Raw genomic sequence first — 25,525 nt, 5'->3', positions numbered from 1 at the left:
TCCACTCACCGCTCAATCGGTTGGGTTAGCTCGTATGCGTTGATGGAGAAGCTGTAGGCAGGGAGGGCGGTGTCGGTTGGTTACCGAGTCGTTCACGAGCCATCTGCAAGACGTGACAACTATCACCGTGTGCATGGCAGCGTGGGCAACCGGCAACCAGCCGTTTTTCGTGCAGTTCGACAATCGCGTGGGCCGAACTCCAGTAGATATTCCGTGCTCCGACAAGCTCGAAGAGACCGGTGCGTTTGAACATCTCCAGTGCGTTTGGTTGCAACGCGGTGAAAATGACTTCACCACCGCGTGCATGATGTTCTTCGACGATCTGATGGAGGGCCTGAATACCCATTGCATCGATCAGGGGTACGCCGCGCATACTGATGATAATCGTGTGATAATCGCCGGCGGTTTCAAACGCTTCTAGCACCGTGGTGACACTACCAAAAAAGAGAGGACCGGTCAAGTAGTAGACGTGAATGCTGGGGCACGTTGCAGTAATCGGCGAACCTTGCCCTTGCAGTTGCTGTGGATTGATAGGCGAACTGGTCACTACCGTACTGGTGGCTGATTGGCGGAGATAGATTACTGCCGAGATCGCAATTCCGATCAAGATCGCTTGCGTGAGATCAAGCGCAGCAGTCGCCAGCATCGTGATGAAGAAGCCGATGAGCGCGTGGCGGAGACGTGCATTGACGAAGAAGTGAATGCTCTCCCACTCATTCATGCGCCATGCAGTCATCAGAAGGACACCGCCAAGCGCAGCAAGGGGAACGTAGCGCAGAATCGGCCCCAGGGCCAGTGCGCTGAGGAGCAGCAGTAAGGCATGGACAATACTGGTTAGTCGGGTTACCGCTCCGCTCTTGATTGCTACGCTGGTACGGGCAATCGCAGCGGTAGCCGGCACTCCACCAAAGAACGGTATGAGTAGGTTTCCGATCCCTTGAGCCACCAATTCTTGATTGCTCTCAAACGGTTTACCGCTCATCGTTGAGCCAACCGCACCGCATAGCAGACTCTCGATTGCGCCGAGTGCAGCAATCGAGACGGCCGGTGTTAATAGGTCACTAAGATGATCCCATGGAATGGTTTGCCATGTCAGGCGATGGTCGAGCAAAATCGTTTGTGGAATATCACCGATGATCGGTACATTCCACCCTAGACCGACACTGATCGCCGTTGCTACAATAATCCCAACCAGCGAGGCAGGGATACCTTTGTGAAAACGTGGCAGGAGGATCATGATCGCGATCACGATACCGGCAATGACCAGCGTATGCCAGTCGGGAAACAGGGGATGGGTGAAGTAGTGGAGTAACTTCTCAAGTGCGTTTTCAGCTTTCGGAGTTTGAATACCGAGCACGTTATCAAGCTGACCGATGGCGATAATAAGGGCAATCCCACTGGTAAAACCGGCAATGACCGGTGAGGGGATAAATGCGATATAGCGACCGAGTCGGGCTAGCCCAAGACCGATCATTATCAGGCCGGCCAGGAGCGTTGCAACCCACACACCTTCGATACCATAGCGCGCCGAGATCGCGATCAGAATGGCCGACATTGCACCGGTCGGACCACTAATCTGATAAGCGGCGCCACCAAGACCACCGATGATCAATCCGGCTAGAATGGCGGTGATTAAACCGGCGGGAGCATCGGCGCCGGATGCGACACCGAAGGCAAGTGCGAGAGGCAACGCAACGGCGCCGGTTGTCAAACCGGCCAGTATGTCTGAGCGCAGGTGCTTGAGTGAATAACCGGCAAATTCGTGTTGCCAAGTGGAGAGGATGGGTAAGCGACCGAGCAAGTTGTTCATAGGGATTTTCCTTAATCATAATATGATAATAATTTCATATTTTAATAACTTAAAGAATTGTAACACACTCGTAGTCTGATGTCAATCCGCCGTATGGTGGATGTTGAGATAGGTAACGTGCGCTTTGACCGTTCGGCAAACGTAACAGTTGAGCGCCGGATGCTCACCGGGAGATGCGTCAAAGTTGTCGAAACCTGCCAAGCACGTGGTTATGGAACCTATGCTCGGTAACACCAAAACAACCAATGTATGCTTGGTGAGTTCATACACGTAGGTTGACAGTTCGGTCGATTCGTGTTAAAAGTATCAAAATATTAGAATATTCAAAGGAGATTCCTATGCCTCTCCATCGGTTCAAAGCCGAGTTCTTTAAAGCCCTTGGGCATCCTACCCGGCTCGCTATTCTCGATCAGTTGCGCGCCGGTGAGCGGAGTGTGCAGGAGTTGCAGCAGGCACTGGCGATTGAGCAATCGAGTGTCTCGCAGCAGTTGGCTGTGCTGCGCAACAAGAATATCGTCGATTCTCGTAAGGAGGGTACGACGGTCTACTACCGTGTCCGTGATCCGATGATCTTCCAATTGCTCGATGTGGCTCGGCAAATTTTTAATAACCATCTGATCGATACACAGGAGATGTTAGCGATCTTGAATGAAGAGCAGTGATGCCGTTCGATAGAGCGATCCACACCGAGTGAAAGAACTTGCGGTAAAAGATAGGAACGGGATGGATGCTACTGCGCTTCTACCACCCCGCTCCGTTTCTCCTTCCAGTATTCGCACGGAAGGCTGATATCCCTGCGTGTTCTACCCAGCTCCCTGTAGGCTACGCTTCGCCCTCCCAAAGCTCCGGGTCGTAGGCCGGTAATTCACACCGCAGGGTTGGATATTTGCGGTAGCCCATCACAAAATCGGCCTGTAGCAGCTCTTGTAACTCGCGTGTCCCCTCATAGATGATCGCACCACGGGCGTTGCGTAAATAACGCTCAACCGGATACTCGTCGGCATAACCATACGCACCGTGAATCTGGAGCGCATCATCAGCGGCTTCAAAACTGCTTACCGTCGCGTGCCATTTCGCGAGGGTGGTTTCGCGGGTGTTGCGAATGCCTTTATTCTTCATCCAACCGGCTCGGTAGACGAGCAAGCGCGAGGTGTCGAGTTTTCGCACCATATGACTGATCATTCGCTTGACCAGTTGGTGTTCGCCGATAGGCACACCGAAGGTTTGTCGTTCGCGGGCATAACGGATGCTCGCTTCAAGACTGGCTTGGATCAGGCCGGTAGCACCGGCAGCGACGGTGTAACGGCCATTGTCGAGCGCGGCCATCGCAATCTTGAAACCTTCACCCTCTTCGCCTAGCCGATGTGAGAGTGGTACACGGACATCTTGGAACACAACACCACCGGTGTTGCCGGCCCGTACTCCCAATTTACCGTGAATTGGGTAGCTGCTTACACCGGGCATAGTGCGTTCAACAATGAACGCCGTAATACCGCGTGGTCCGGCAGCGGGGTCGGTTTTGGCAAAGACGAGAAAGTTGTCGGCCAGATCGGCGAGACTAATCCAAATCTTCTCGCCGTTGAGGATATAGACATCACCATCGCGGCGCGCAGTAGCCTGCATGGCGGCGGCATCGGTGCCGCTGTTAGGCTCGGTCAAGCAGTAGGCGGCCAGCTTCTCGCCACGTGCCTGCGGTACCAGGAAGCGCTGTTTCTGCTCTTCCGTGCCCCATTGCAGGAGCGAGAGCGAATTGAGGCCGGTATGCACGCTCATGACAACCCGCAGAAAGCTGTCAACCCGTTCCAGCTCTTCGCAGACTACTGCGAGCGCCAGATAATCCATCCCGGCACCACCGTACCGCTGTGGAATACAGATGCCGAGGAAGCCTAGTTCGCCCATCCGTTTGAGGATCGGGCGCAAGTGCGGGCGATCTTCTGGCCCTTCAGCTTTTGCGCCACTCCGATCCCATTCGCGGATGTACGGAGCAACTTCACGTTCGGCGAAGTTACGCACCGTTTGGCGCAGGAGGTCGTGTTCGGGGCCGAGAAACATGTCATAGTTGGCGGTCAGATCCATTGCGATACTCCTTTGTATCGGGCAGAGCAGGTTATGCTTGCCGCAGCACGAGCGTCTTGATTATACCTTGACTGTGCTGAATTGTGGTATGTCGCTCGTTTGGTCTTTCTTTGACGCAGCGTGCAAATTGTATTACACTTCAAGCCAATTATTCCTCACCGCGCAACGATGTGAACAGCTTCCATAGCAGAAAGGAGGGGCGTATGATGCCACCACGTGAGTTTATTATGCCGGCCCAGATGGTGATCGGTTCCGGTGCGGTTGAGCAGGTCGGCGCGCAGTGTGCGAAGCGGGGCTGGCGGAAGGCACTCATCGTGACCGATCAGATTATGCAGAAGCTCGGTATTGTCGGGCAGGTTGAGCAGAATCTGGCGAATCACGGCATTGCCGGTGTCGTGTATGCCGGTGTCAATACTGAACCGGTGGTTGAGTATGTGCAAGAGGCGCTTGCCAGCTACCACGAGGGCGGTTGTGATTTTGTCGTTGCCGTCGGTGGTGGTAGCCCGATTGATACGGCCAAAGCAGTAGCGGTATTGGTCACCAATGGTGGTTCAATTGAGCAGTACAAGGGGATTGGTAAGATTGCCAGCCCTGGCGTACCGTTGGTGGCAATTCCAACCACAGCAGGTACCGGTAGTGAAGCGACGATCTATACGGTGATTACCGATCAAAAGACTGATGTCAAGATGTTGATCGGTAGCCCTTACTTGATGCCGACAATTGCGATTGTCGATCCGATGCTGACCATCTCATCACCGCCGAGCGTGACCGCTGCGACCGGAGTTGATGCGTTGGTGCATGCGATTGAGGCCTACGTCTCGGTAAAGCGGCAACCGATGACCGATGTGTTGTGTTTGTCGGCGATTGAGCTAATTTCGAGCAATATCCGCCAGGCGTGGGCCAACGGTAATAATATCGAAGCGCGCGAAAAGATGATGCTGGGCGCAACCCAAGCCGGGATTGCGTTTAGCAACTCATCGGTAGCACTGGTTCATGGGATGTCGCGCCCGATCGGTGCGCACTTCCACATCGCGCATGGTGTCTCGAATGCAGCGTTGTTGGCCGTCGTGACCGAGTTTAGTCTGGTTGGTGATCCGAAGCGGTATGCCGATATTGCCCGCGCGATGGGAGAACCGATTGAGGGGTTATCACTGATGGAAGCCGCCGATCGTGCCGTGGTCGCGATTCGGCGTTTGGTACGGGACATCAACATTCCCTCGCTTCGTCAGTTGGGGGTTGAACGTGAACGGTTGATGGAACTTGCCCCATCGATGGCCGATGCAGCCATTGACAGTGGCAGCCCAGCGAATAACCCACGCAAGCCGACCAAGCAAGAGATTATTGAGTTGTACGCTAAGGCGTATGACGAAGGTGAGCGAATGGTTGGGTAAGCAGCATCATTATGGGGCACCGTATCGTTGTGCCCCTCTTCCAACACTGCGTGTGCAGTAAGGTTTCTACGTGCGCCACTTCCGGCAAATAATCGTTGTACCTACGCCTTCTTGCGACTTAATGTCGAACTCATCCATCAGGCGTTTAGCGCCGGGTAGACCCATCCCCATCCCACGCGAGGTGCTGTAGCCGTCTTGCATCACCAGATCGATATTGGGGATACCCGGTCCTTGATCTTCGCAAATAATCTCGATGCCCTTACGTGATCCCTTCTCAATATTGCGCACGGTCACATTGCCCGTCCCAGCGTAGAGAAAAATATTGCGGGCCAACTCGCTCACTGCCGTCGCGATGCGCGCTTGATCGATTGGTCCGAAACCGAGCGCCTTGGCCATATCGCGAGCCATGGTGCGCGCGATGACAATATCAAGGTCACTCCGAATGACAGCAGTCTTACTCTGCGCCATCGTCGCTCTCCTCGGCGGTCATCCGCTGCATCATAGCCAACCCCTTTTCGAGGTTGAGCGCTGTGAGCACACGCGGTAGTTCAAGCCCTAATTCGACGAGTGTAATAGCAACCGCCGGTTGGAGGCCCGTCAGTACCACTCGTGCTCCCATTAACCCGGCCATCGCAGCAATGTCGGCAATCAGGCGACCAATGAAACTATCGACCACGTCGAGCGCGGTCAGATCGATAATAACACCACGGGCGCGGGTATCGTGAATCTTTTGCAAGAGATCGTCTTTGAATTGAACTGCGGAGGCATCGTGGAGCGCCACCTGAATTGAGGCGATCAGGATGTCTCCGATTTTCAAGATAGGAATGCGAAGATTGTCCAAGACGCGCTCCTCTACCATTCCAGCGAGCGTGGGTATTCGCTCCACATATTATTGCACAACTGCCAGCATTCCGGCAATCACGGCAGCCGCTAGTAATGGTACGCTAATGTTATCTGTTCCGTGCGGTGAGACCCCTTCAGCAAGCGTTGCGACGATTGCTGCAACAATACTCGACAATAGCGCCGCAGTGAAGCTGATCGGTGTGCTGAGGGGACTAAGTGCTGAACCCGGTACGTATAGGAGAGTCAGCAGCATTGCAATGAGGCTGGCGATGAACATCGCCACCGAGCCTTCAACTGAACGCCGTCCACGCCCGATTTGGTAATGGTGACGCCCCCAGCGTCTACCGACAATCGCTGCCAGTGCATCGCCCCATGTCATCGCCATCGTGCCGGCAGCCGCGATGGAGCCGCGATCATCGGCCGAATTAGTACGCCAGAACGCCAGAAACAGAAGGGTGATAGATAGGGCAAAATATACCGTTCCGGGGCTACTGTCAGGCGAATCAACCGACTCGAGTAGCCGAAAACGGTAAAAAATGTAGTTGAGCACAATGAATGTGGCAAAAGGAATAATCCCGATTGTCCAGTTCTCAAAGAGCGCCAGTACACCAAAGACCCACATACCGGCGCCGATATGGACAAATTTGCGCGTAAAGTCTTGAGGGTACCCGCGCCAACGGCGAATAACTTCGGCAATAATGAGCAAACTAAATGCGTAACCGAACGAAGCAATAAGTCCTACGAGATCGCGTGTGCTCATAATGTAATGGCGCCGTATTCTTGATGGCGAGACTTGCCTCTATTCTATCCTCAGGTAGGCAAATCGTCAATTGATGACTTGTCAAGAACATGGTGAGTATTGTCTGACAATTGCTTGGTGGTAGCACTGTAGATTATGGTACAGTGTGGTTAGCTTGTCGCTATACCTGAGGAGTGGATTATGTTGATTACCGAATCAACCTCTGCGGTAACAGCGGCCGTGCGGAGGCCTGATCACGTGGTTCCGCTCTATGACACCTTTGGTTTTGCGCGTATTCCGGCCACGATTGAGGGTTGGTTTACCGGGGCAGCTTCGGCAGGTTTGCCACCAACGGCCCTTACCGGCTTGCCGTCGCAACCGCAGACCGTCATCTTACTGATGCTCGACTCGTTTGGGTGGCAGTTTTTTAGTCGGTTTGTTGACCAGGCTCCGTTTCTACGCCGGTTTAGTACCGATGGTCTGATCCTCCAATTGACCAGCGCTTTTCCCTCGACCACGGCTGTTCACGTGACGTTACTCCATACCGGCCTGGCCGCCGATCGGAGTGGGATTTATGAGTGGTATATCTTTGAACCCGATTTGCAAGCGGTTATCGGCTCGTTACTCTTCTCACCGGTGTTTGAACATACATCCGATATACTGGCGACTTACGGGGTCGATCCGCAGCAGATTTATCCGACCGAACGCTGGTATCGGCGTTTGCAAGACGCCGGTGTGACGAGTACCGTATTGTTGCCGATGGCGCTTACGCACTCTGTCTATACGCGCACGTTGTGCCAAGGCGCGTTAGTGACGCCCTTTCACACGATTGCCGATGCTGCGACCCGATTGCATGCGTTGTTCGCTCGCCAACAAGAGCCGGCATTCTACCATCTTTACCTTGATACGATTGATGCGGTGATGCATTTGCACGGACCAGATTCAGCAGCGGTCACCGCTGAAATTACCGCAACACTCGATCAGCTCGAACGGCATCTGATGCCGGTATTGCAGTCGGTGCCAAAACCTGCCCTTTTGTTGTTGACTGCCGATCACGGTCAGGTGTCGGTCGATCCACAACACGCCATTGTGCTTAATCGGTTGTGGCCAGACCTGACCCGCTACTTGCGCCGTGGCGGTGATCGCCAACCGCTGCCACCATCCGGTTCGCCGCGGGTGATGGTGCTCCACTTGCAACCGGAAACGGTGGCTGAGGTGCAAGTCCAATTGCAACTGCGTCTTGGTGAACAGGCGACGGTAGTGACGACTACCGAATTGGTGACGTCGGGCTATTTTGGTCCGCAACCGGGTGAACGGTTGCTTGCCCGTTTAGGTGAACTGACCGTCTTGCCTGCTCCCGGGAAGGCTTTGAGTTGGGAGCATCCACGTGCTCGTCCGTTTACACTTCGCGGATTGCATGGTGGTTTGACGCCGGCTGAAATGTTGACCGAGTTGGCGATTCTGCCCCTATAGGCGTCTCTTGCAGCGATATGTTAAGATAGCGAGGGATGCCTGCATTGTAGCGGAGGCTTTTCTGTGTCAGAGACTGAACCGTCACCGAATCCTTTGCCGCCGACGCCACGCTTGAATCGCGACACCTTGCTTTTGCTGGGAGCATTGGCGTTGTTGGGGTTGGGAGTTGCGCTTACGTTTGTCTTTTCGCCTGGCATTAACGATGTAAGTACTCCCTCACCGGCGCCTTCAGTGATAGGTACGCGCCCGCCGACACAGGTTGGGGTATATCCCGGCATAGCAACGACCGTACCTGCCGGTGGCGCAGTCACGCCGAGTACTGCCTATCCGGTAGGTCAGCCGACTACCTTGGTGTCTAATCTTGCCCAAACGCAGACGAGTGTGGTGGTAGAAATTACCGCCCTCGCTGCGACGGTGCAGGCTGAAAGTGTGGTAACGGCCACGACGGTGCCAGCGTATCCGGTGCCGGAAGGTACGCCGCCGGTCTTGTCAACGATTCCGCCGACGGCTACGTTTACTCCTTCAGCTCCGCCACCGACGATTCGCCCCCCAACGGTACCACCACCGCCAACTCCAACCAGTTCCGATCTCGTGATCGATGACAGCCCGACCGTGCCACCGCCGCCGACGGCAACTCCAGTTCCGACTGCCACACCGGCTCCGACGCCAATCCCGGCGCTGGTATTGCGAGGCAGTACACGCTGGGCTGCCGGGCAGGGGCCGATCGTGCTGAACCGTGATGTTCAAATTCCTGCCGGCAGCGAACTGATCATCGAGCCGGGAGTCGAGGTGCGGCTTGCGCCGGGTGTGGCAATCTATGTTGATGGTGGACGGATGATTGCCCTCGGTCAACCCGACCAGCCGGTACGGTTTGTGGCCGCGACCGGTACGCGCTGGAGTGGTATTTTTGGTCGGACCGGTGGTTTTATCGCGCTTGAACATACCGACATTCGCGGTGGTGGTCTCGGCGGGGTTGTTTTGGTCGGTGAAGAGGGTGGTTTGGTTGTTCGCTTTAGCCGGATAACCGACAACGGCGGTGGCGTGCTTGTCGTCGACTCTCAGTTCGAGTTGAGTCACAGCGAGATTGCCGGTAACGATATACCGTTCGGTGCCGCCCTCGAGGTCTCGTACAGCCGCGGGAATAGTGTGAAACTGATCGGTAATCGGATTGCCGGTAACCGTCTCAGCACCGGTGCACCAATGGTGCGACTGGCTAATCAGAATGCCCGCGAGACGCTGAACTTGACAGTCGAGGGTAATCTTTTCCGAGGTGGTAGTGCAAATCTGCAATTAACGACGAATGGCATACTACAGGGTAGTGTCGTCTGTAATGCGCTGGTCGGCGATAATCTTGGGCTGAGTGTGCGTACCGAAACGTTGCAAGTTAAACCCGACGGTACGTTTCTCATGCCATTGCGGATCGAACAGAACCGAATCGAAGGGCACACACCGGTGATTCGTCCGACATATCTGACGTTTGGGATCGGACGCGGTGCAGCCAGTGAGATTGCGCTCGATATGCGCAATAACTGGTGGGGACATGCTTCTGGACCATATGAACCGGATAGTAATCCGCTGGGAAGCGGTGATGCAGTAGGAAGCAATATTACCTTTGCACCGTGGTTAACATCATCACCGTCGTGTGCACCGGTGCAATAGCATTCATAACCGGCGTAATTGCGGTGTTTGCCATTCGACGAGCAGCACAAGGAGCCAACCGATAACAGCACTGCCAGCTACTACGGTAGGTACACTCCCAACCAGTTCAGCGATACTGCCGGCCAGCATACCACCCAAGGGGCTAAGCCCCATCAAAAGCAGGGTAAAGACGCTCATAACCCGCCCGCGCAGTTCATCGGGTACAGTAAGTTGAATCAGTGTGTTGGTGAGCGCCATTGTGGTGACCCCGGCCCAGCCGCAGAGACTGATGAAGAGCAATGCGAGCGGTAGGCTACGAACTTGGGTAAACATCATAAGGAGAGGCGCATAAATGGTAGCTGCGATTGATAGCAACTTACCGCGCGGTGCATCATCGCGGAGTTGGGCGAGGATGAGTGCTGCGACCAGCGAACCACAACCGCTGGCTGCCGATAGCCATCCAAGACCTGTAGCTCCGATCTGAAGAATGTCACGGGCAAATATTGGCAAAAGCGGAATATGAACGAAACAGAAGAAACTAACGGCGCCGGCCCGTAATAATAGGGCGCGAACATGCGGTTCACCGGCAATATACGCCAATCCGGCGCGTAACATTCCACCCCGATGCGGTCCGCGGTGCAATTGCGTATCAAGACGCATCAAGAGAAGACTGGTGAGAACGGCTCCAAAGCTCAGCGTATTAAACAGGAATGTAGGTCCTTCACCAATCCAAGCTACCACCATACCGGCCAACGCCGGCCCGACGGTGCGTGCCCCATTGAAGATTGACGAATTGAGTGCGATGGCATTGAGCAGATCTTCGCGTCCCACCATCTCAACGGTGAAGGCCTGTCGAGCCGGTGCATCAAATGCATTGACGATCCCTAACAGGAGTGCCAAGATCATCACATGCCAAATTTGTACAACACCACTGAACGTTAGGAAGGCCAATATCGCCGCCAATACCATCGCCGTCGATTGAGTGACGAGTAAAATGCGGCGTTTTGGAAAGCGGTCGGCTACAGTGCCGGCGAACAGGGAGAACAACAATACCGGCAGCGAATTGGCCGCTGCCGTTGCACCGAGTAAGAAAGGTGAGTCGGAAAGTCGGAGGACTAGCCAGCCCTGTGCAACGCTCTGCATCCACGTCCCGGTTAGTGAGATCAGTTGCCCGATAAAGAAGAGACGATAATTTCGATGGCGTAAGGCCCGGAATATGGCTGCACGATGATGAGGTGAGCTGAGGGCAGGGCTACTTCTCATTGTATTGGTTGGTTATCCTGATCTTGATGCGTTTGCAGCGCATCGTACAAATGCTGCATGGCCTGGTGGAAGGCCGCTAATTCTTCAGGAGAGAGATAACTTAGCCGTTGTTCAACAAGTCGACGATGACGCGGGCGTAATTCATCGATCAATGCCTTACCGGCTGACGTCAGTTGCACGAGCGTCACCCGTCGGTCACGTGGATCAGTTGCCCGCCGCACCAAACCGCGCCGCTCGAGACGGTCGACCAAGCGGGTGAGATTTGAGTTGTCGGCTAACATTTCGTTGCAGATATAACTCAGCGGTACCCCCTCTTCGGTTGCGTAGAACAAAATCGCGTATTGCGGTGTTGACAGGTCATACGGACGAAACTCTTCACGGTTAAGCTCCTGAAAGCGACGGTGGAGCTTCAGGAAGAGACGGTACGCTTCGATTTGTGGAGAGTCGCAGGTACTGATTTCGGGCATAGTTTATTCCTAGATTTATCAACTATTTTAGCAGTAATTGTGGATTTAGCAAGTAGTACACGGTTGCGCCCGTCCTCAGTGTGATGAGGGCGGGCGCACGGATCCTTACCAGTAAAATGCGAACAGCCACACCATGAGGAGAAATGCGACCGCTCCGGTCAGCGTTACTGCGAATAAGACCGGCTTGACCTCGGGATCGCCACTCCACTCAGGTTGCATACAACTCACTCCTTTCCGGTGTTTAGGATCTCCATAATAGCACGTAGATGGATACATTGTACCGCGTTTTAGGGAGGTATGCTGCAACGTGAGGTTGCCAAGAGCGCCGTGTTGCTATGCAGCGTACAGTTACGATACTTGCATGGTTTCGATAACAACTATATAATGACCCGCACCACGCATTGTATTTGTACTCTGCAGCGCTGTGTTCACCGATGGCACGCCCCATCGTTGTGCGTGCAAGGGTAGTGCATGGCCAGCGTGGTATTACAGGTTCTGTGTAGAAAGGATGAGCAATGATGCTTCGGAAACACACCCTGTCGTGGATTGCGCTGATTGCCCTGTTTATCGTGATGCTAGCGGCGTGTGGCGGTGGTCAGCCTACCACTGGTGGTGGCAGCAGCGGTGGGCAAAGCGGCAACAGTGCGAATACCGGTGGCAGCAGCCAAGCGGTGACAATTCGCTGGCGGACTCGTCCCGGTGATGCTGCCGAGCAGCGTGTCTATGAAGAGTTAAATGCCCTTGTCAACGAAAAACTCAAGGATAAAGGGATCACCGCAGTGTACGATCCGGCGCCAAATCAGGGCTATTTCGAGAAGCTGAAGACCGAGTTGGCAGCCGGCAATGCCCCTGACATCTTCTGGATCGGTGGTGTCGAGTTAGCAGATTTTGTCAATACCGGTCAGATTCTCGATCTGAAGCCACTGATTGATGCCGATAGCAGCTTCCAGTTGAGCAACTTTTACCCGAACGTGATCGAGCAATTGACGCGCGATGGGAAAATCTACGGTCTGCCGCGCGACATCTCGACGATGGTCGTGTATTACAACGAAGACCTGTTCAAAGCCGCAGGCTTGAAGACACCGAAAGAGTTGGCGGCCGAGGGTAACTGGAACTGGGATACCATGCTCGAAGCGGCACGCAAACTGACCGATCCGGCGAAGCAGCAGTACGGTCTCGGGTTTGGTAACTGGTGGGGACCGGCTTGGGGTTACTTTATTAACGCTGCGGGTGGTAGCCCCTTCACGTCTGACCGTCGCGGGTGTGCGTTGAATTCACCAGAAGCGATTAACGGCGCCAAGATGGTGCGGATGCTCTACGATGAGAAGCTCCTGCCGGCCGGTGATGCGGATGGTGAGGCACTCTTTAATGCTGGTAAGGTAGCGATGTATTTCAACGGTCGCTGGTTTACCCCTGGTGTTCGCACCAATGCAACCTTTAATTGGGATGTAGCGGTGATGCCGGAGGGTAAGGTGAAGAGTACCTGGCTCTTCTGGGGGCCGTACCTGGTGAATGCGAAGACGGCTAACCCGCAGGCAGCTTGGGAGGTGCTGAAGGTACTGACCAGCGCCGAGGCCACGGCTAAGGTCGCGGCGTTAGGGACAAACATCCCGCCACGCAGCGATCAAGAGGCGGTCAATGCATTTCTCGCCTCGACTCCACCGGCCAATAATCAAGCCTTCCTTGATGGGATCCCCTACGCAGCACTGGAGGCACCGGTGTGGGATGGAAGCTGGGCAGATTTCAGTGGTATTGTCCAGAGCCTCTGGGACCAGATGATCGCCGGACAAATCACGCCTGAGCAGTTTGGTCAGCAGGCATGTGAACAGACGGCCAGCACGTTTAAGTAGGCCGAGGAGTAGGTGGGCGGTGGGCGTGCATCGCGCCACCTACATACGGGTATGCACTTGATTTCGTGGGGAGGTGGTCCAATGGCCAAACAAGCGCCGGCCGCTCTGCCTACCTTGTCGGCACGCCGTCTGAGTGGAAGGCAGGTCAGACAATGGCTCGATGCGTTCGGCATGTTGCTGCCAACGATAGTAGGCGTATTGATCTTTTTTCTCGTCCCACTCTCCATCTCGTTTTATCTGAGCTTTACCGATGCACGGCTTTTTGGTGATCCCAATCTCGTTGGGCTGAATAATTATCAACGTGCGTTGTCGGACCCGACTTTCTATCGGGCGATGTGGAATACGGCCGCGTTTTCGCTGGTCACGTTGATTGTATCAACGGTACCGGCGTTGTTGCTGGCGGTGATACTGAATGAGCGAATTATCGGACGAACATTCTTTCGCGCCGTGTTCTTCATTCCGGTCGTGGCTTCGGTCGTTGGGGTGACCTTACTTTGGCGCTACTTGCTGAATGTCGATTTTGGTTTCGTCAACTATGCGATCCGCTTGCTCGGCTTCGAGCCAATCCCATGGCTGACCCGGCCAGAATGGGGGTTAGCCAGCGTGATTTTAGTCTTCTCGTGGAAGACGATTGGCTACAATATGGTTATCTTTCTCGCCGGTTTGCAGGGCGTACCGCCACAACTTTACGAGGCGGCCAGTCTTGATGGGGCCAGCCGTTGGCAGCAGTTTCTCTTCATTACCGTGCCGATGCTCTCGCCGACGACGTTCTTTGTGCTGGTCACAACGCTGATCAACTGTTTGCAAATCTTTGACGTGCCAATTGCGCTCGGTCTTACCCGCTCGAATACGGTTGGACCGGCCGATTCAATGTTGACGATTGTTCCGTTGCTCTGGCGCGAGGCATTTATCGGTGGACGGATGGGCTACGCTTCAGCGTTGGCGTGGCTCCTGTTTGTGATTATTATGGTGTTGACGCTCATTCAGTTCCGGGTGTCACGGCGCTGGGTGCATTACGAGTAGCGAGGCAGTGCGATGGCGAATGTAATCTTACGGCGACCATGGGAGCGCGTGTTGGCGTATGCCGTGTTGAGTGTGACCGGCTTTGTCATGGTCTTTCCGTTTATCTATATGCTGCTTTCCTCGCTGAAGCCCTCGACCGAAGTGGTGCAGGTGCCGCCGACCCTGTGGCCGAGTGAGATCCGTTGGACGAATTATTTAGAAGTACTAAATATCGTCCCGCTTGGCACGCAGTTGATCAATACGGTGATCGTGACCGTCTTTGTGGTGTTGGGTTGGGTGATTACCTCTGTTCTGGCCGGTTATGCCTTCGCACGCCTCGAGTTCCCCGGTCGCGATTGGCTATTTGGCGCGTACTTAGCTACATTGATGGTACCGTTTGCCGTCTTGATTGTGCCGATGTATCGGCTGATGCTCGTGTTCGGCTGGGTTGATCGGCTGGAGGCGTTGATTATTCCATGGCTATTCACCGCCTACGGTACCTTCTTGTTGCGCCAGTTTTTTATGAGTATCCCGAAAGACCTTGAAGATGCCGCCCTGATCGATGGCGCTTCCCATTGGGGGATCCTCTTCCGTATCTTTCTACCGCTGGCTCGCCCGGCAATCGCGACACTGGCGACGTTTGCCTTTCTGTATGCGTGGAACAGTTTTCTCTGGCCGCTCATTATTATCAGTAGCCCGACGCGGAAGGTGGTAACGCAAGGGCTGGTGGATCTGCAAGCCCTCTACGCGGCGCGCGTTGATCTGATTATGGCCGGCTCGACATTGGCCGTATTACCGACCTTGATCGCCTTTCTCTTTGCCCAACGCTACTTTATCGAAGGCATTGCTACGTCCGGGTTGGCCGGACGCTGAACGGGAGAATCGTCTATGCCCGATCTCTTTAGCCGGCCACACCGGCGTCTCAACCTGCTTACCGGCGAGTGGGTATTGGTGTCGCCACATCGCACGCAGCGGCCATGGCTGGGTCAGGTTGAGCAATTGCCACCGATGGAGTTACCGACCTACGATCCAACCTGCTATCTGTGTCCGGGCAATACCCGTGCTAACGGAATCCGGAATCCGGCTTATACCACAACGTTTGTGTTTGAGAACGATTTTGCCGCGCTGCTTCCCGATGTTCCCTTTGAACGGGTGTGTGTCCGGGCCGGAGGTGATGCAAGCGGACCGATCTTGCTGCACGCTGAAGCTGAGCGTGGTATCTGCCGGGTGGTCTGCTTTTCACCACGTCACGATCTGACATTGGCCCAGATGACCCAAAACGAAGTGCAGCAGGTGGTTGAGGTATGGGTCGAGCAGTATAACGAGTTGGCGGCGATTGATTGGGTCCAGTCGTACTGATCTTTGAAAATCGTGGTGCGATGATGGGGGCGTCAAACCCGCATCCGCACGGCCAGATTTGGGCGAACGAGCAGTTACCCAACGAGATGCGAAAAGAGTTGGCAACCCAAACTGCCTACTGGCAAGAACACGATCGCTGCCTCCTCTGCGATTATCTGGCGCTCGAGTTGTCGTTGGGTGAGCGGATCGTCTGCGCCAATGAGACATGGGTTGCGCTGACGCCATTTTGGGCAGTTTGGCCGTTTGAGACGTTGGTATTGCCACGCGCACATGTTGGTGCGATTGGTGATCTTGCCGATGAAGGACGGGCAGGTTTGGCCGCCATCTTGCGTGAATTGACGGCTCGCTACGATCGGCTCTTTAATGTTACGTTTCCCTATAGTATGGGCTTTCATCAACGTCCTACCGATGGCTTACCGCACGACGGTTGGCACGTTCATGCCCATTTTTACCCGCCGTTGCTGCGCTCGGCAACGGTGAGAAAGTTTATGGTCGGCTACGAGATGCTCGGTCAACCACAACGTGATTTAACCCCCGAACAAGCAGCCGCACGTTTGCGCGAGGTATGACCGGATGTCAGTGGGGTAGATAGAGGTAGAAGCGCGCAGTAGGTCTGCTTCTCACCCTCCATTGTTGTTCGTGGGTGATAACGCTCTTCTTTCGTCCACGATTTCCCAATTCAACCTTTTTTTTACCGTATTTGTCATCTCCTGCTCATCTACACTACTTCTCGTCAGGCGCACAACTTCCTACAATGCAGCGCAGAAGGTTTATCGCAAGCCGCGCAACTCCGTCAGTCGCAGCGAATCAACGTTGGGCAGCGGAGGATAGTGCACGACAATGCAGCGAGGAAGTCAATGATTGCGCCTACAATGACCACTTTCGATCCACCGACACCGTTACCTATATCAGTTGGAATTGAGGATGTAGCAGACAACATCGCTGCAATGGAAGTAGATGAGCTGGCACACCGATGTGTGATCGAGAGTGAGCGTTTCTATCGTGGTCAGCCGCACGACTCACGGTACAGCTTTGAACTCTTCCGGCGTGCCCTCGTCGAGCGTGATGAAACGGCGTGGAGCTATCTGTTTCAGCAGTACAGTGCCCTGGTCGAGGGCTGGATCCGCCGCAGTGGCGCATTTGCCAGTAGTGGTGAGAGCAGCGAATATTTTGTGGTGGGAGCATTTGCTAAGTTTTGGCGTGCCGTGACTCCCGAACGGTTTGCGTCGTTCCCGAATCTGGCCTCACTGTTGCAATATCTGCAACTGTGCGCGTCGAGTGTGGTGATCGATGCAGTACGTGCTCAATCATGGGCAGAAATGGTGACGGAAGACCGGATCGACATCCACCGTACACCACGCACGATGCCCGATGAAGAGGCGATGCGGCGGGTTGATCGACAAGAGTTTTGGCGCTTTATTGATAGTCAATTGCACAACGAGAGCGAGCGAGTGGTGGTCTACGGTTCGTTTGTGCTCGGCCTGACGCCGCGCGCTATCTTCGAACGCTACGCTTCCCTCTTCGAGAGCGTCTACGACGTGTACAACGTCAAACGCAACGTATTGAGCCGGCTGAGCCGCAATAGCCATCTGCGGGCATTGTTTGCGCAGGTGTGAACGCAAAGGTGCAGAGGGTTCAAACGCAAAGGCGCAGAGGGTTCAAACGCAAAGGCGCAGAGGGTTCAAACGCAAAGGCGCAGAGGGTTCAAGCGCAAAGGCGCAGAGGGTTCAAGCGCAAAGGCGCAGAGGGTTCAAACGCAAAGGCGCAGAGGGTTCAAGCGCAAAGGCGCAGAGGGCGCAAAGGCGCAGAAGGTTTAGGGTCATCGGTAGAGTTGCACGGCTGTGCGGCTCTACCGATGAAGCGCGATTGAGACGGTGACGCAAGGGCATGGGGCGCGAGTGCGACGGAGCGACACGGATCGAGCAGCGGTTTTGAACCATACAGAGCACCTACAGAGTCAATACCTAAAATCTTGTGTGAGCGGGAACGTGAAAAACGTTCCCGTTTGCGTTTCTTTCAACAGGAAACGCTTGCAGGTTCACCTGCTGAACTGGTTGCTCACGGAGGTGCGCCGGTATGGAGGAAGAACAATTGAGTGACGGCGCAACCCATCTTTCCGGTCTGGAGCTGATAGCTGCTGTTGATGGTGAAGCCGATGAAACGATCCTCGCCCATCTCAACGAATGCCCTCTTTGTCGTCAGCGCGTCGCGACCCTGCGGAATCTGCAACATGCGTTGCGCTATCGTTTGTATCGCGTTCTTTGCCCAAGCACCGATCTGTTAGTTGATTACTGTCAAGGATTACTCCCACCGGCGCAGCAAGCACGGATTGCGCACCATGTTGCTTCGTGTCCGTATTGTCGGTCAGAGGTTGATCTGTTGATGCAACGCGATCCATTGATTGACCGACTTTTGTTGGCGAGTCTGCTTCATGGACGAGTGATGCGGTATCGGCGGTAAGATCGATCTCGTGACCGGTACCCTCGGCGTACATCATCACGTTGCCTCCTAGTGATGGTATGTGCATCTACCTCATTTTGTATTCATCATCTGCTGATAAGCTCGTGATACAATACACCTGATTGCAACCACTGCTGACCTTGCATCGTCGCATACGTCGAAGCCTTCTCGCCAGATGGCGAGTGCCTTGAGACGAGGAGTGTGCTATGGCTGGAGAAGTTTCTCTGCGCGCCGTGTTAGCGCGTCCCTTTTTAGCAGCCACAACCACGCCACAAGTGGCCTACGTGCTGCTCGAGACGCAGCCGGCCTCGCAGATGATACAGGTGCGAATGCCGGTCAATGTCTGTTTTGTGCTTGACCGGAGCGGTTCGATGAAGGGTGAGAAGATCGAGCGATTGCGACAAGCAGTGGTGAAGGCGATTGAGCTGCTCGATCAGCAGGACTCTATTGCGATTGTGATTTTCGATCATCGTACCGAAGTATTGGTTCCGGCTCAGCCGGTGCGTAACCGCGCGATGATCCTCGATCTCGTTCACCGTATTCATGATGCCGGTGGGACGCGGATTGCACCTGCGGTCGAAAAAGGGTTGCAGGAGTTGCAGAAGATGCCACCGGGTGTACGCCGTCTCATATTACTTACCGACGGCCAAACCGAGCACGAAAAAGAGTGCCTCTTGCGGGCCGACGATGCCGGACGGCTGGGTGTGCCGATTACTGCCCTTGGGATCGGTAAAGATTGGAACGAAGATCTTTTGATCGAGATGGCGAATCGCTCGAAGGGCGTGGCCGACTACATCGCCCAACCGAGCGAAATCGTCAACTACTTCCAGCACACCGTCCAACGCGCCCAACAGACCGTCATTCAGAACAGTGTGCTTACCTTGCGGTTAGTGCAAGGCGTAACGCCGCGCGCCGTCTGGCAAGTGACACCGCTGATCGACAATCTCGGCTACCAACCGATCAGTGATCGGGCGGTGAGTGTGAAACTCGGTGAACTCGAAAGTTCGCAACTCCGGATACTCCTGATCGAACTGTTGATCGATCCCCGCCCGCTCGGCACCTACCGGATCGGGCAAGCCGAGTTGAGCTACGACGTGCCCGCATTGCAGTTGGTGGGAGAAAAAGCCAAGTTGGATATTATGCTGACCTTTACCAATGATCCAGCTCAGTTGCAGCAGCTTAATCCAACGGTGATGAACATCGTCGAGAAGGTGAGTGCATTTAAGCTACAGACGCGCGCCTTGCAAGATTTGGCTGCCGGCGATGTGAGTGGTGCAACCCAGAAGCTGAAGAGTGCGGTGACGCGCCTGCTCAATCAGGGAGAAGTGGAGTTAGCGGCGACGATGCAGCAAGAGATTGCCAACCTCGAACAGCATGGCCAAATGTCGAGCGAGGGCCAAAAGACGATTAAGTTTCAAGGGCGTAAGACGGTACGCTTGACCGACATCGAATTGCCGAAGGAGTGATCAGAATGCTCCTCCTAGCATCCCCCCGCTGGGGGGTAGAGCCGCACAGCCGTGCGGTTCTGCGAATTATCCCACAACCCTCTGCGTCCTCTGCGTCTTTGCGTTTACGTCCTCTACTACGTGTGCATCGGCATACCGTAGGCATTTCACATAAGGACACCACGTATGTACATTCTTGTCACCAACGACGATGGCTACCAAAGTCCGGGATTAGCGGCATTGCGCGCCGTGTTGAGCGAAATCGGCGAGGTGGCGGTGGTTGCCCCTGACCGCAACTGGAGCGCCGCCGGTCATTACCGCAAGCTGTTCGATCCGCTGCGGGCGTGGGAAGGGACGTTAAGTGATGGTTCGCCGGCATTGATCTGTGATGGGACACCGGCCGATTGTGTGGCGTTGGCCATCTTGGGTCTCCTCGACCGCAAACCTGATTTGGTGGTGTCGGGGATCAATCTAGGCGCGAACCTCGGCACCGATCTGCTCTATTCTGGTACGGTTGCCGCTGCGATGGAAGGGATTGTGTTTGGTGTGCCAGGGTTGGCGGTGTCGCAAATACGACCAAAGGATGGGCAGTGGGATTTTCGGGCGGCGCAAGTGGCAGTGCGTCGTCTGGTGATGCTCATTCGCGAACGGGGTTTGCCGCCGGAGTTGTTACTGAACCTGAATATCCCGGTGGTGACGCCCGAAACGCTTCGTGGGATCAAAGTTGGTCGGTTGGGGCGTCGTGTGTATCGCGATGAGCTGGTGGTACGCTACGATCCGCGTGGGCGGCCTTACTATTGGATCGACGGTGCCGAGCCAGAAGACCATTATGAAGAGGGGACCGATATTGCGGCGATTAGTGAAGGCTACGCGAGCCTCACACCGGTGCATATGGATTTGACCAGTCATCGTTGGCTGGAAGAGTTGCGTAAGTGGGAGTTGTAAGGGTCGTGTTGGTGATTTAAGATAACAGATTGACTTCCAACCATTGTGCTTCGTTACACGCCTGCAACCCCCAACCGAGGCGACCGGTTGGACGGACGATTGTGTATTGGTTGTCGATCCAAATGACGGTACTGAGGGGGCCGCGTGGTGACGGTGCCCGTAAGACGACAACTCCATCAACCAGGAGTTCGCTCAGAGTCGTTCCCCAACGAATCTCGTACTCGTGCCACCGGGTGAGGTCAACATTGACGACCGCTTCAGCGACACCGACTGCGCGTTGGATACGGGGCCAGAGACGGCGGTAGAGCGGTGGTACGTTCAGCAGAGGTACGATCAGGGGTGCCGCCGGTAACCAACCCAATGCTGCTGGTCGTCCGGTGTCGATGGTGGCTGCCTTCCAGCCATAACCGGGGATGCCAAGGGCAAGCGGCATATCGTGTGGTGGTGCGCCGAAGAAGAACCAGATTGCCTGTGGCATACGCGGGGGCCAGGCCCACGGGTAGCTCCAGAGGCCAAAACCGGCAGTACCGACTAAGTGGCCGACCGGATGTGACGCGCGGGCGACGAGGCGGATCGTCAATGGTGGCCGCAGTGCTCGCACAGCGTTAGGTCGGCGCCCTACATTATCGAGTTGCGCATTACGGTAGCGATTGGCGGGGCCGGGGGGACGGATCAGGCGAAACCCGCTGGCGAGCCGAACCACACCTGCCCCACCGCTACAGCGCGGGAGGAGCGGAAGCGATGCCATACCGTGTGATCGCGAATGTGATAACTGTTCTCATCTGATACGTGGATCTCCCGCTATCGAGAACGTGTGCACGTTCTCTGGCTAAGCCGCGTGACTCATATCAGCTCATCGCTCCACAGGCGTCACGTCACCGACTGTAGCAGGAATCCTTTATGTCACAGCACCGCCATTGCCGAATGGACTTGTCATAGGGCGGGCAGGTGTGCGGTTGCCGGCCGGTTGTGATTGAGTACTGCATTCACGGCACCGCTGTGGTGCGTGCCACAGTGTTGACACGTCTACGCGTGATCACAATGGACCACCCACTGACCGCACAGCGGCGATGATGTGGATGCCGGCACTCGGCACTTGATCGGCTGCATGCCAAAACGTTGGGCTTGGCACACCATCCGCGTGTGTACCCATCCCCACGTCGCTGATGGCCCAAACCAGCTTCCGGGTTGCCGGCATCCTTTGGACGTACCCGTCCTCGACACCTACCGTTTGGGTTTCATGGTAGAGCCGAGGTGTGATCGTATGCACGCGATCCACGCGAGAGTGGCAATGCTCGTAGGTAACCGTGCCAAGGCCGTAATAGTCTTCTTGCGATTGTTGATGCAGGCAGGCGCTGCCGTTCGTCTGGACCTCGGGACCAAGCCTACAGCTCTTTTAGTCTCGCAGCAGTGTATTGTTGGCGTCAGCCGGCCTTCACCACCCCAATTGTTATCGTACTATTGCCGAACTCATCGGTCGCAACGTGCGCACCGTCTGGCGGTGTGCCTACGGTCAACTCAACAGCGAGGGTCTCGGTTTTAATATACTGCTCGTATTGAGCCAGTGTCGTCGCCAAGAGTTCAGTTTCATCGGGACTGGACAGGAAGAGTCGGATGCGGTCACTGATTGCCAGTCCGGCACTCTTACGCGCATCTTGCACGTAGCGGACCAGATCGCGAGCGGCCCCTTCGAGACGTAGTTCTTCCGTCACGGTGGTATTCAATGCGACCAGCATACCATCGGCTTCGGCAACCGCGTACCCTGCGGGCGCACTGCTCTCGACTAGCACCTCTTCGGCGAGCAGCTCAATCGTTTGGCCGTCAACCGATAGGTGTACCGGCTGACCGGCTTCAACGGCCTGCGCTGCGGCTCGTGCGTCATCACCGGTGAGATCGCGTAATGCTGCGGTGAGCGCCGGCACCAATTTACCGAACTTCTTGCCGACGAGGCGCAAATTAGGCTTCAGCCGATACTCGACGACAGCGCTCTGCGCATCGAGGTAACGTACCGCTTTGACGTTCAACTCATCGCGCAATTCCGTCTCAAAACGGCGGACACCGTTGAGCAGTGTCGGTGTACTAGCCCGCAGCCACAGCTCACTGAGGGGCTGACGAACCTTGATATTAGCCTGTTTGCGCGCGGCTCGTCCGAGTGATACTGCTGTCAGTAATGCTTCGGTATCGGCCACCAGTTGGTCATCGAGCAGTGCTTGATCGACTTCTGGCCAACGAGCGAGATGAACACTTTCGGGAGCGGAAGCGTCCCGTTCGGCGACCAGATTGCGATACATCTCCTCGCTGACAAACGGGATAAACGGCGCTGCTAACTTAGCAACGGTGACCAGACAGGTATAGAGGGTCTGGTAGGCAGCTTCCTTATCTGCGTCGCCTTCGCTCTTCCAGAAGCGACGACGGTTGCGGCGCACATACCAGTTCGACAACTCATCAACGAAGTGCTCGATTGCGTTAGCTGCCGAGTAGACATCGTAATCCTCGAAGGCAGCGGTTGCTTTTTGGACAAGTTGATTAAGTGCGGCCAAAGCCCAGCGATCGATTGGCTGGAACTCAGCGGTACGTTCACTGTTAGGCTGCCATCGGTCGAGATTGGCATAGGTGACGAAGAACGCATACGTATTCCAGAGTGTAAGCAAGAACTTACGCATGCTCTCGCTCACGAGATCCATGCTAAAGCGACGGGCATTACCGGGAGGGGCAGCGGTAAACAGGTACCAGCGCAGGGCATCAACACCGTAAGCGTTGATTACTTCTTGGGGTTCGATCACATTGCCCCGGCTCTTGCTCATCTTTTGACCATCTTTATCGAGAATGTGGCCGAGACAGATCACATGTTTAAACGCCGGCCGGTCGAAAAGTAACGTGCTTACCGCATGCAGTGTATAGAACCAACCGCGGGTCTGGTCTACCGCCTCACAGATATAGTCGGCGGGATGGGCCATCTCGAACACATCACGATTCTCGAATGGATAATGCCATTGCGCGACCGGCATCGAACCACTATCGAACCAGCAGTCGGCCACATCGGGAATCCGACGCATCAACCCATGTTCGGGGTCTTCCCACACTACTTCGTCAATATAGGGCCGATGGAGGTCAATATCACGGAGCGAACGGCCTACCTTCGCTTCGAGTTCGGCAAGCGAGCCAATACAGACCATATGCGAGCCATCGGCGTTCGTCCAGATCGGAATAGGTGTTCCCCAATAGCGTTCGCGACTGATCGCCCAGTCAATGTTATTTTCAAGCCAATTGCCGAAGCGACCATCGCGGATGTGTTCGGGCACCCAATGGATTTGCTGATTGTTAGCGACGAGATCGTCTTTGAATGCAGTGGTGCGGATGTACCACGAACGCTTAGCGTAGTAAAGGAGTGGCGTACCGCAGCGCCAACAGAATGGATAGTAGTGACGCACCCGGCCACTCCGTAACAGGAGGCCACGGACCTTGAGATTGCGGATAATGTCGGGATCGGCCTCTTTGAAGAACTTACCGGCAAAACCAAGGTCGGCAAACTCCGGCAATACCCGACCGTCGAGACTAACCGAAAACAGGGTAGGTAAGCCGTGCTTGCGCCCGACGTCGAGGTCTCCGTAGGCCGGCGCGATATGCACGATACCGGTACCGTCCTCAAGGCTGACAATTTCGTCGGCGATCACGCGGTAGGCTGTCTCCCAATCGACGGTATCGCCGGTACCGGGCACACCGCGGAAGAGGGGTTCGTAGCGAAGACCGACCAGATCGTTACCGCGGAAATGGCGGATCACGGTAAAACTTTCGGCGGGTAAGACATGATTGACCAACGCTGCTGCCATCACCAACCGCTCGCCGTTGTGTTCAACTTCAACATACTCGGCATCGTGCTTCACAGCGAGAGCGACGTTGGCCGGTAATGTCCATGGTGTGGTTGTCCACGCCACCAGGAAGGCACCTTCGAGCGTACCATCAACTGCCGGTGGTGGTAATGTCGTGCCTTTCACGCGAAACTTAATATAGACGCTCGGATCATCGACATCATCGCGCGCGCCAAGGCTCACCTCGTGGTCACTGAGGCTGGTGCCACAGCGCGGGCAGTGCATGGTCACCTTATAGTCACGGAAGAGCAGGCCGCGATCCCACAACTGACGGAAGATCCACCACGTCGATTCGATATAGTCATTCTCGTAGGTGATATAAGCGTCTTCGCTCAGCCAGAACGCGATCCGTTTGGTAAACGCCTTCCACTCTTGGATATACTCCCAGACGCTCTCGCGGCAGAGGCGATTAAATTCAGCGATGCCAAACCGCTCGATGTCGGGCTTGCCGCTAAAACCGAGCTTCTTCTCGATCTCGATCTCAACCGGCAGACCGTGGGTATCCCATCCCTCACGGCGGCCAATAATGCGATAGCCCTGCATCGAGCGATAGCGCAAAATCACATCTTTGAAACTGCGCGAGATGGTATGGTGAAGACCAGGGCGACCGTTAGCCGTTGGCGGTCCCTCATAGAAGACAAACGGCTTTTCGCCGGCAGTCAGTGATTTGGCAACGATATTGTTGGCTTCCCACCATGCCAGTACTTCTTCTTCGAGTTGGGGGAACTTAACGTTTGGATCAACCGGTTTGAACATGCAACCTCCATACACGCCAAAACAAAATACCCCGTCCCACGTGGGGACGAGGCTGATCAACCCCGCGGTACCACCCCTCTTCGATGGTACGCCAACAACGTAGCCATCGCACTCGGTGAGCGTCTCGGGCAAAGGTGCG

At 55.2% G+C, this 25,525-nt stretch carries 20 protein-coding genes and 1 pseudogene; 12 read left to right on the top strand and 9 right to left on the bottom strand.

All coding sequences use genetic code 11. From position 1 onward, the window contains the following. Positions 1-25: 25 nt before the first annotated feature. The gene (locus ACP5OT_RS14845) at positions 26-1,810 is read right to left on the bottom strand and encodes a SulP family inorganic anion transporter (RefSeq protein WP_424675445.1); all 1,785 of its coding nucleotides are present in this window, start codon (positions 1,808-1,810) and stop codon (positions 26-28) included. Positions 1,811-2,148: 338 nt separating this feature from the next. Here ACP5OT_RS14845 and ACP5OT_RS14840 point away from each other — a divergent pair, with 338 nt between their 5' ends. After that, complete coding sequence (locus ACP5OT_RS14840; protein ID WP_424675444.1) at positions 2,149-2,472, top strand: ArsR/SmtB family transcription factor; 324 nt, start codon at positions 2,149-2,151, stop codon at positions 2,470-2,472. Positions 2,473-2,632: 160 nt separating this feature from the next. Here the strand turns inward: ACP5OT_RS14840 and ACP5OT_RS14835 are convergent, their stop codons facing one another. Further along, positions 2,633-3,886 (bottom strand): acyl-CoA dehydrogenase family protein, encoded by a 1,254-nt coding sequence (locus ACP5OT_RS14835; protein ID WP_424675443.1) that lies wholly within the window; start codon positions 3,884-3,886, stop codon positions 2,633-2,635. Between the two features lie 203 nt (positions 3,887-4,089). Here ACP5OT_RS14835 and ACP5OT_RS14830 point away from each other — a divergent pair, with 203 nt between their 5' ends. Continuing rightward, complete coding sequence (locus ACP5OT_RS14830; RefSeq protein WP_424675442.1) at positions 4,090-5,277, top strand: iron-containing alcohol dehydrogenase; 1,188 nt, start codon at positions 4,090-4,092, stop codon at positions 5,275-5,277. Between the two features lie 66 nt (positions 5,278-5,343). Here ACP5OT_RS14830 and ACP5OT_RS14825 read toward each other — a convergent pair whose 3' ends face one another. The 3 genes from ACP5OT_RS14825 to ACP5OT_RS14815 are packed head-to-tail and all read right to left on the bottom strand — an operon-like array spanning position 5,344 to position 6,880. Continuing rightward, positions 5,344-5,745 carry an anti-sigma regulatory factor gene (locus ACP5OT_RS14825; protein WP_424675441.1) on the bottom strand — a complete coding sequence of 134 codons (402 nt, stop codon included), beginning with the start codon at positions 5,743-5,745 and terminating at the stop codon, positions 5,344-5,346. After that, complete coding sequence (locus tag ACP5OT_RS14820; RefSeq protein ID WP_041470350.1) at positions 5,732-6,118, bottom strand: STAS domain-containing protein; 387 nt, start codon at positions 6,116-6,118, stop codon at positions 5,732-5,734. The genes ACP5OT_RS14825 and ACP5OT_RS14820 overlap by 14 nt, the downstream gene beginning before the upstream one ends. Positions 6,119-6,166: 48 nt before the next feature. Further along, complete coding sequence (locus ACP5OT_RS14815; protein WP_424675440.1) at positions 6,167-6,880, bottom strand: diacylglycerol/polyprenol kinase family protein; 714 nt, start codon at positions 6,878-6,880, stop codon at positions 6,167-6,169. A 180-nt stretch (positions 6,881-7,060) separates the two neighbouring features. Here ACP5OT_RS14815 and ACP5OT_RS14810 point away from each other — a divergent pair, with 180 nt between their 5' ends. Both ACP5OT_RS14810 and ACP5OT_RS14805 read left to right on the top strand, forming a co-directional pair. Continuing rightward, on the top strand, positions 7,061-8,332 hold the full coding sequence (locus tag ACP5OT_RS14810; protein WP_424675439.1) for an alkaline phosphatase family protein: 1,272 nt from the start codon (positions 7,061-7,063) through the stop codon (positions 8,330-8,332). Positions 8,333-8,395: 63 nt separating this feature from the next. Beyond that, entirely contained in the window at positions 8,396-9,991 is a 1,596-nt protein-coding gene (locus ACP5OT_RS14805) for a hypothetical protein (protein WP_424675438.1), read from the top strand. A 3-nt stretch (positions 9,992-9,994) separates the two neighbouring features. On the opposite strand, the gene ACP5OT_RS14800 is transcribed toward ACP5OT_RS14805, so the two are convergent. Together ACP5OT_RS14800 and ACP5OT_RS14795 are read right to left on the bottom strand one after the other, a co-directional pair. Then, complete coding sequence (locus ACP5OT_RS14800) at positions 9,995-11,233, bottom strand: MFS transporter (protein WP_428112641.1); 1,239 nt, start codon at positions 11,231-11,233, stop codon at positions 9,995-9,997. Further along, positions 11,230-11,700, bottom strand: a complete 471-nt coding sequence (locus tag ACP5OT_RS14795) for a MarR family winged helix-turn-helix transcriptional regulator (RefSeq protein WP_424675436.1) — start codon at positions 11,698-11,700, stop codon at positions 11,230-11,232. Before ACP5OT_RS14795 ends, ACP5OT_RS14800 begins: the two co-directional genes overlap by 4 nt. Positions 11,701-12,215: 515 nt before the next feature. Between ACP5OT_RS14795 and ACP5OT_RS14790 the strand changes: the two genes are divergently transcribed. From ACP5OT_RS14790 to surE, 8 genes and pseudogenes are all read left to right on the top strand, one after another. Continuing rightward, entirely contained in the window at positions 12,216-13,550 is a 1,335-nt protein-coding gene (locus tag ACP5OT_RS14790) for an ABC transporter substrate-binding protein (protein ID WP_428132564.1), read from the top strand. Positions 13,551-13,631: 81 nt separating this feature from the next. Beyond that, positions 13,632-14,573: a carbohydrate ABC transporter permease gene (locus ACP5OT_RS14785; RefSeq protein ID WP_428132562.1), complete on the top strand. Its 942-nt coding sequence runs from the start codon at positions 13,632-13,634 to the stop codon at positions 14,571-14,573. Positions 14,574-14,585: 12 nt separating this feature from the next. Beyond that, the gene (locus tag ACP5OT_RS14780) at positions 14,586-15,425 is read left to right on the top strand and encodes a carbohydrate ABC transporter permease (RefSeq protein WP_424677574.1); all 840 of its coding nucleotides are present in this window, start codon (positions 14,586-14,588) and stop codon (positions 15,423-15,425) included. A gap of 15 nt (positions 15,426-15,440) precedes the next feature. Next, positions 15,441-16,480 (top strand): annotated as a pseudogene (locus ACP5OT_RS14775) (UDP-glucose--hexose-1-phosphate uridylyltransferase). 288 nt (positions 16,481-16,768) lie between these two features. Then, positions 16,769-17,527 (top strand): RNA polymerase sigma factor, encoded by a 759-nt coding sequence (locus ACP5OT_RS14770; protein WP_428112638.1) that lies wholly within the window; start codon positions 16,769-16,771, stop codon positions 17,525-17,527. 460 nt (positions 17,528-17,987) lie between these two features. Further along, positions 17,988-18,371, top strand: coding sequence for a zf-HC2 domain-containing protein (locus ACP5OT_RS14765; protein ID WP_424677480.1), 384 nt, complete (start codon positions 17,988-17,990; stop codon positions 18,369-18,371). Between the two features lie 206 nt (positions 18,372-18,577). Next, positions 18,578-19,837: a vWA domain-containing protein gene (locus tag ACP5OT_RS14760; protein WP_424677481.1), complete on the top strand. Its 1,260-nt coding sequence runs from the start codon at positions 18,578-18,580 to the stop codon at positions 19,835-19,837. Between the two features lie 165 nt (positions 19,838-20,002). Beyond that, a complete protein-coding gene (gene surE, locus ACP5OT_RS14755; protein WP_424677482.1) occupies positions 20,003-20,761 on the top strand; it encodes a 5'/3'-nucleotidase SurE in 759 nt (252 codons plus the stop codon). A 16-nt stretch (positions 20,762-20,777) separates the two neighbouring features. On the opposite strand, the gene ACP5OT_RS14750 is transcribed toward surE, so the two are convergent. After that, positions 20,778-21,509, bottom strand: coding sequence for a hypothetical protein (locus ACP5OT_RS14750; RefSeq protein ID WP_424677483.1), 732 nt, complete (start codon positions 21,507-21,509; stop codon positions 20,778-20,780). A 676-nt stretch (positions 21,510-22,185) separates the two neighbouring features. After that, the gene (gene ileS, locus ACP5OT_RS14745) at positions 22,186-25,386 is read right to left on the bottom strand and encodes an isoleucine--tRNA ligase (RefSeq protein WP_424677484.1); all 3,201 of its coding nucleotides are present in this window, start codon (positions 25,384-25,386) and stop codon (positions 22,186-22,188) included. Between the last annotated feature and the right edge of the window lie 139 nt (positions 25,387-25,525).

This window comes from Chloroflexus sp. (assembly GCF_049970315.1).
Classification (GTDB): domain Bacteria; phylum Chloroflexota; class Chloroflexia; order Chloroflexales; family Chloroflexaceae; genus Chloroflexus.
Note: the sequence above shows the minus strand (reverse complement) of the source record. Positions and strands in the feature narration are given on the sequence as shown.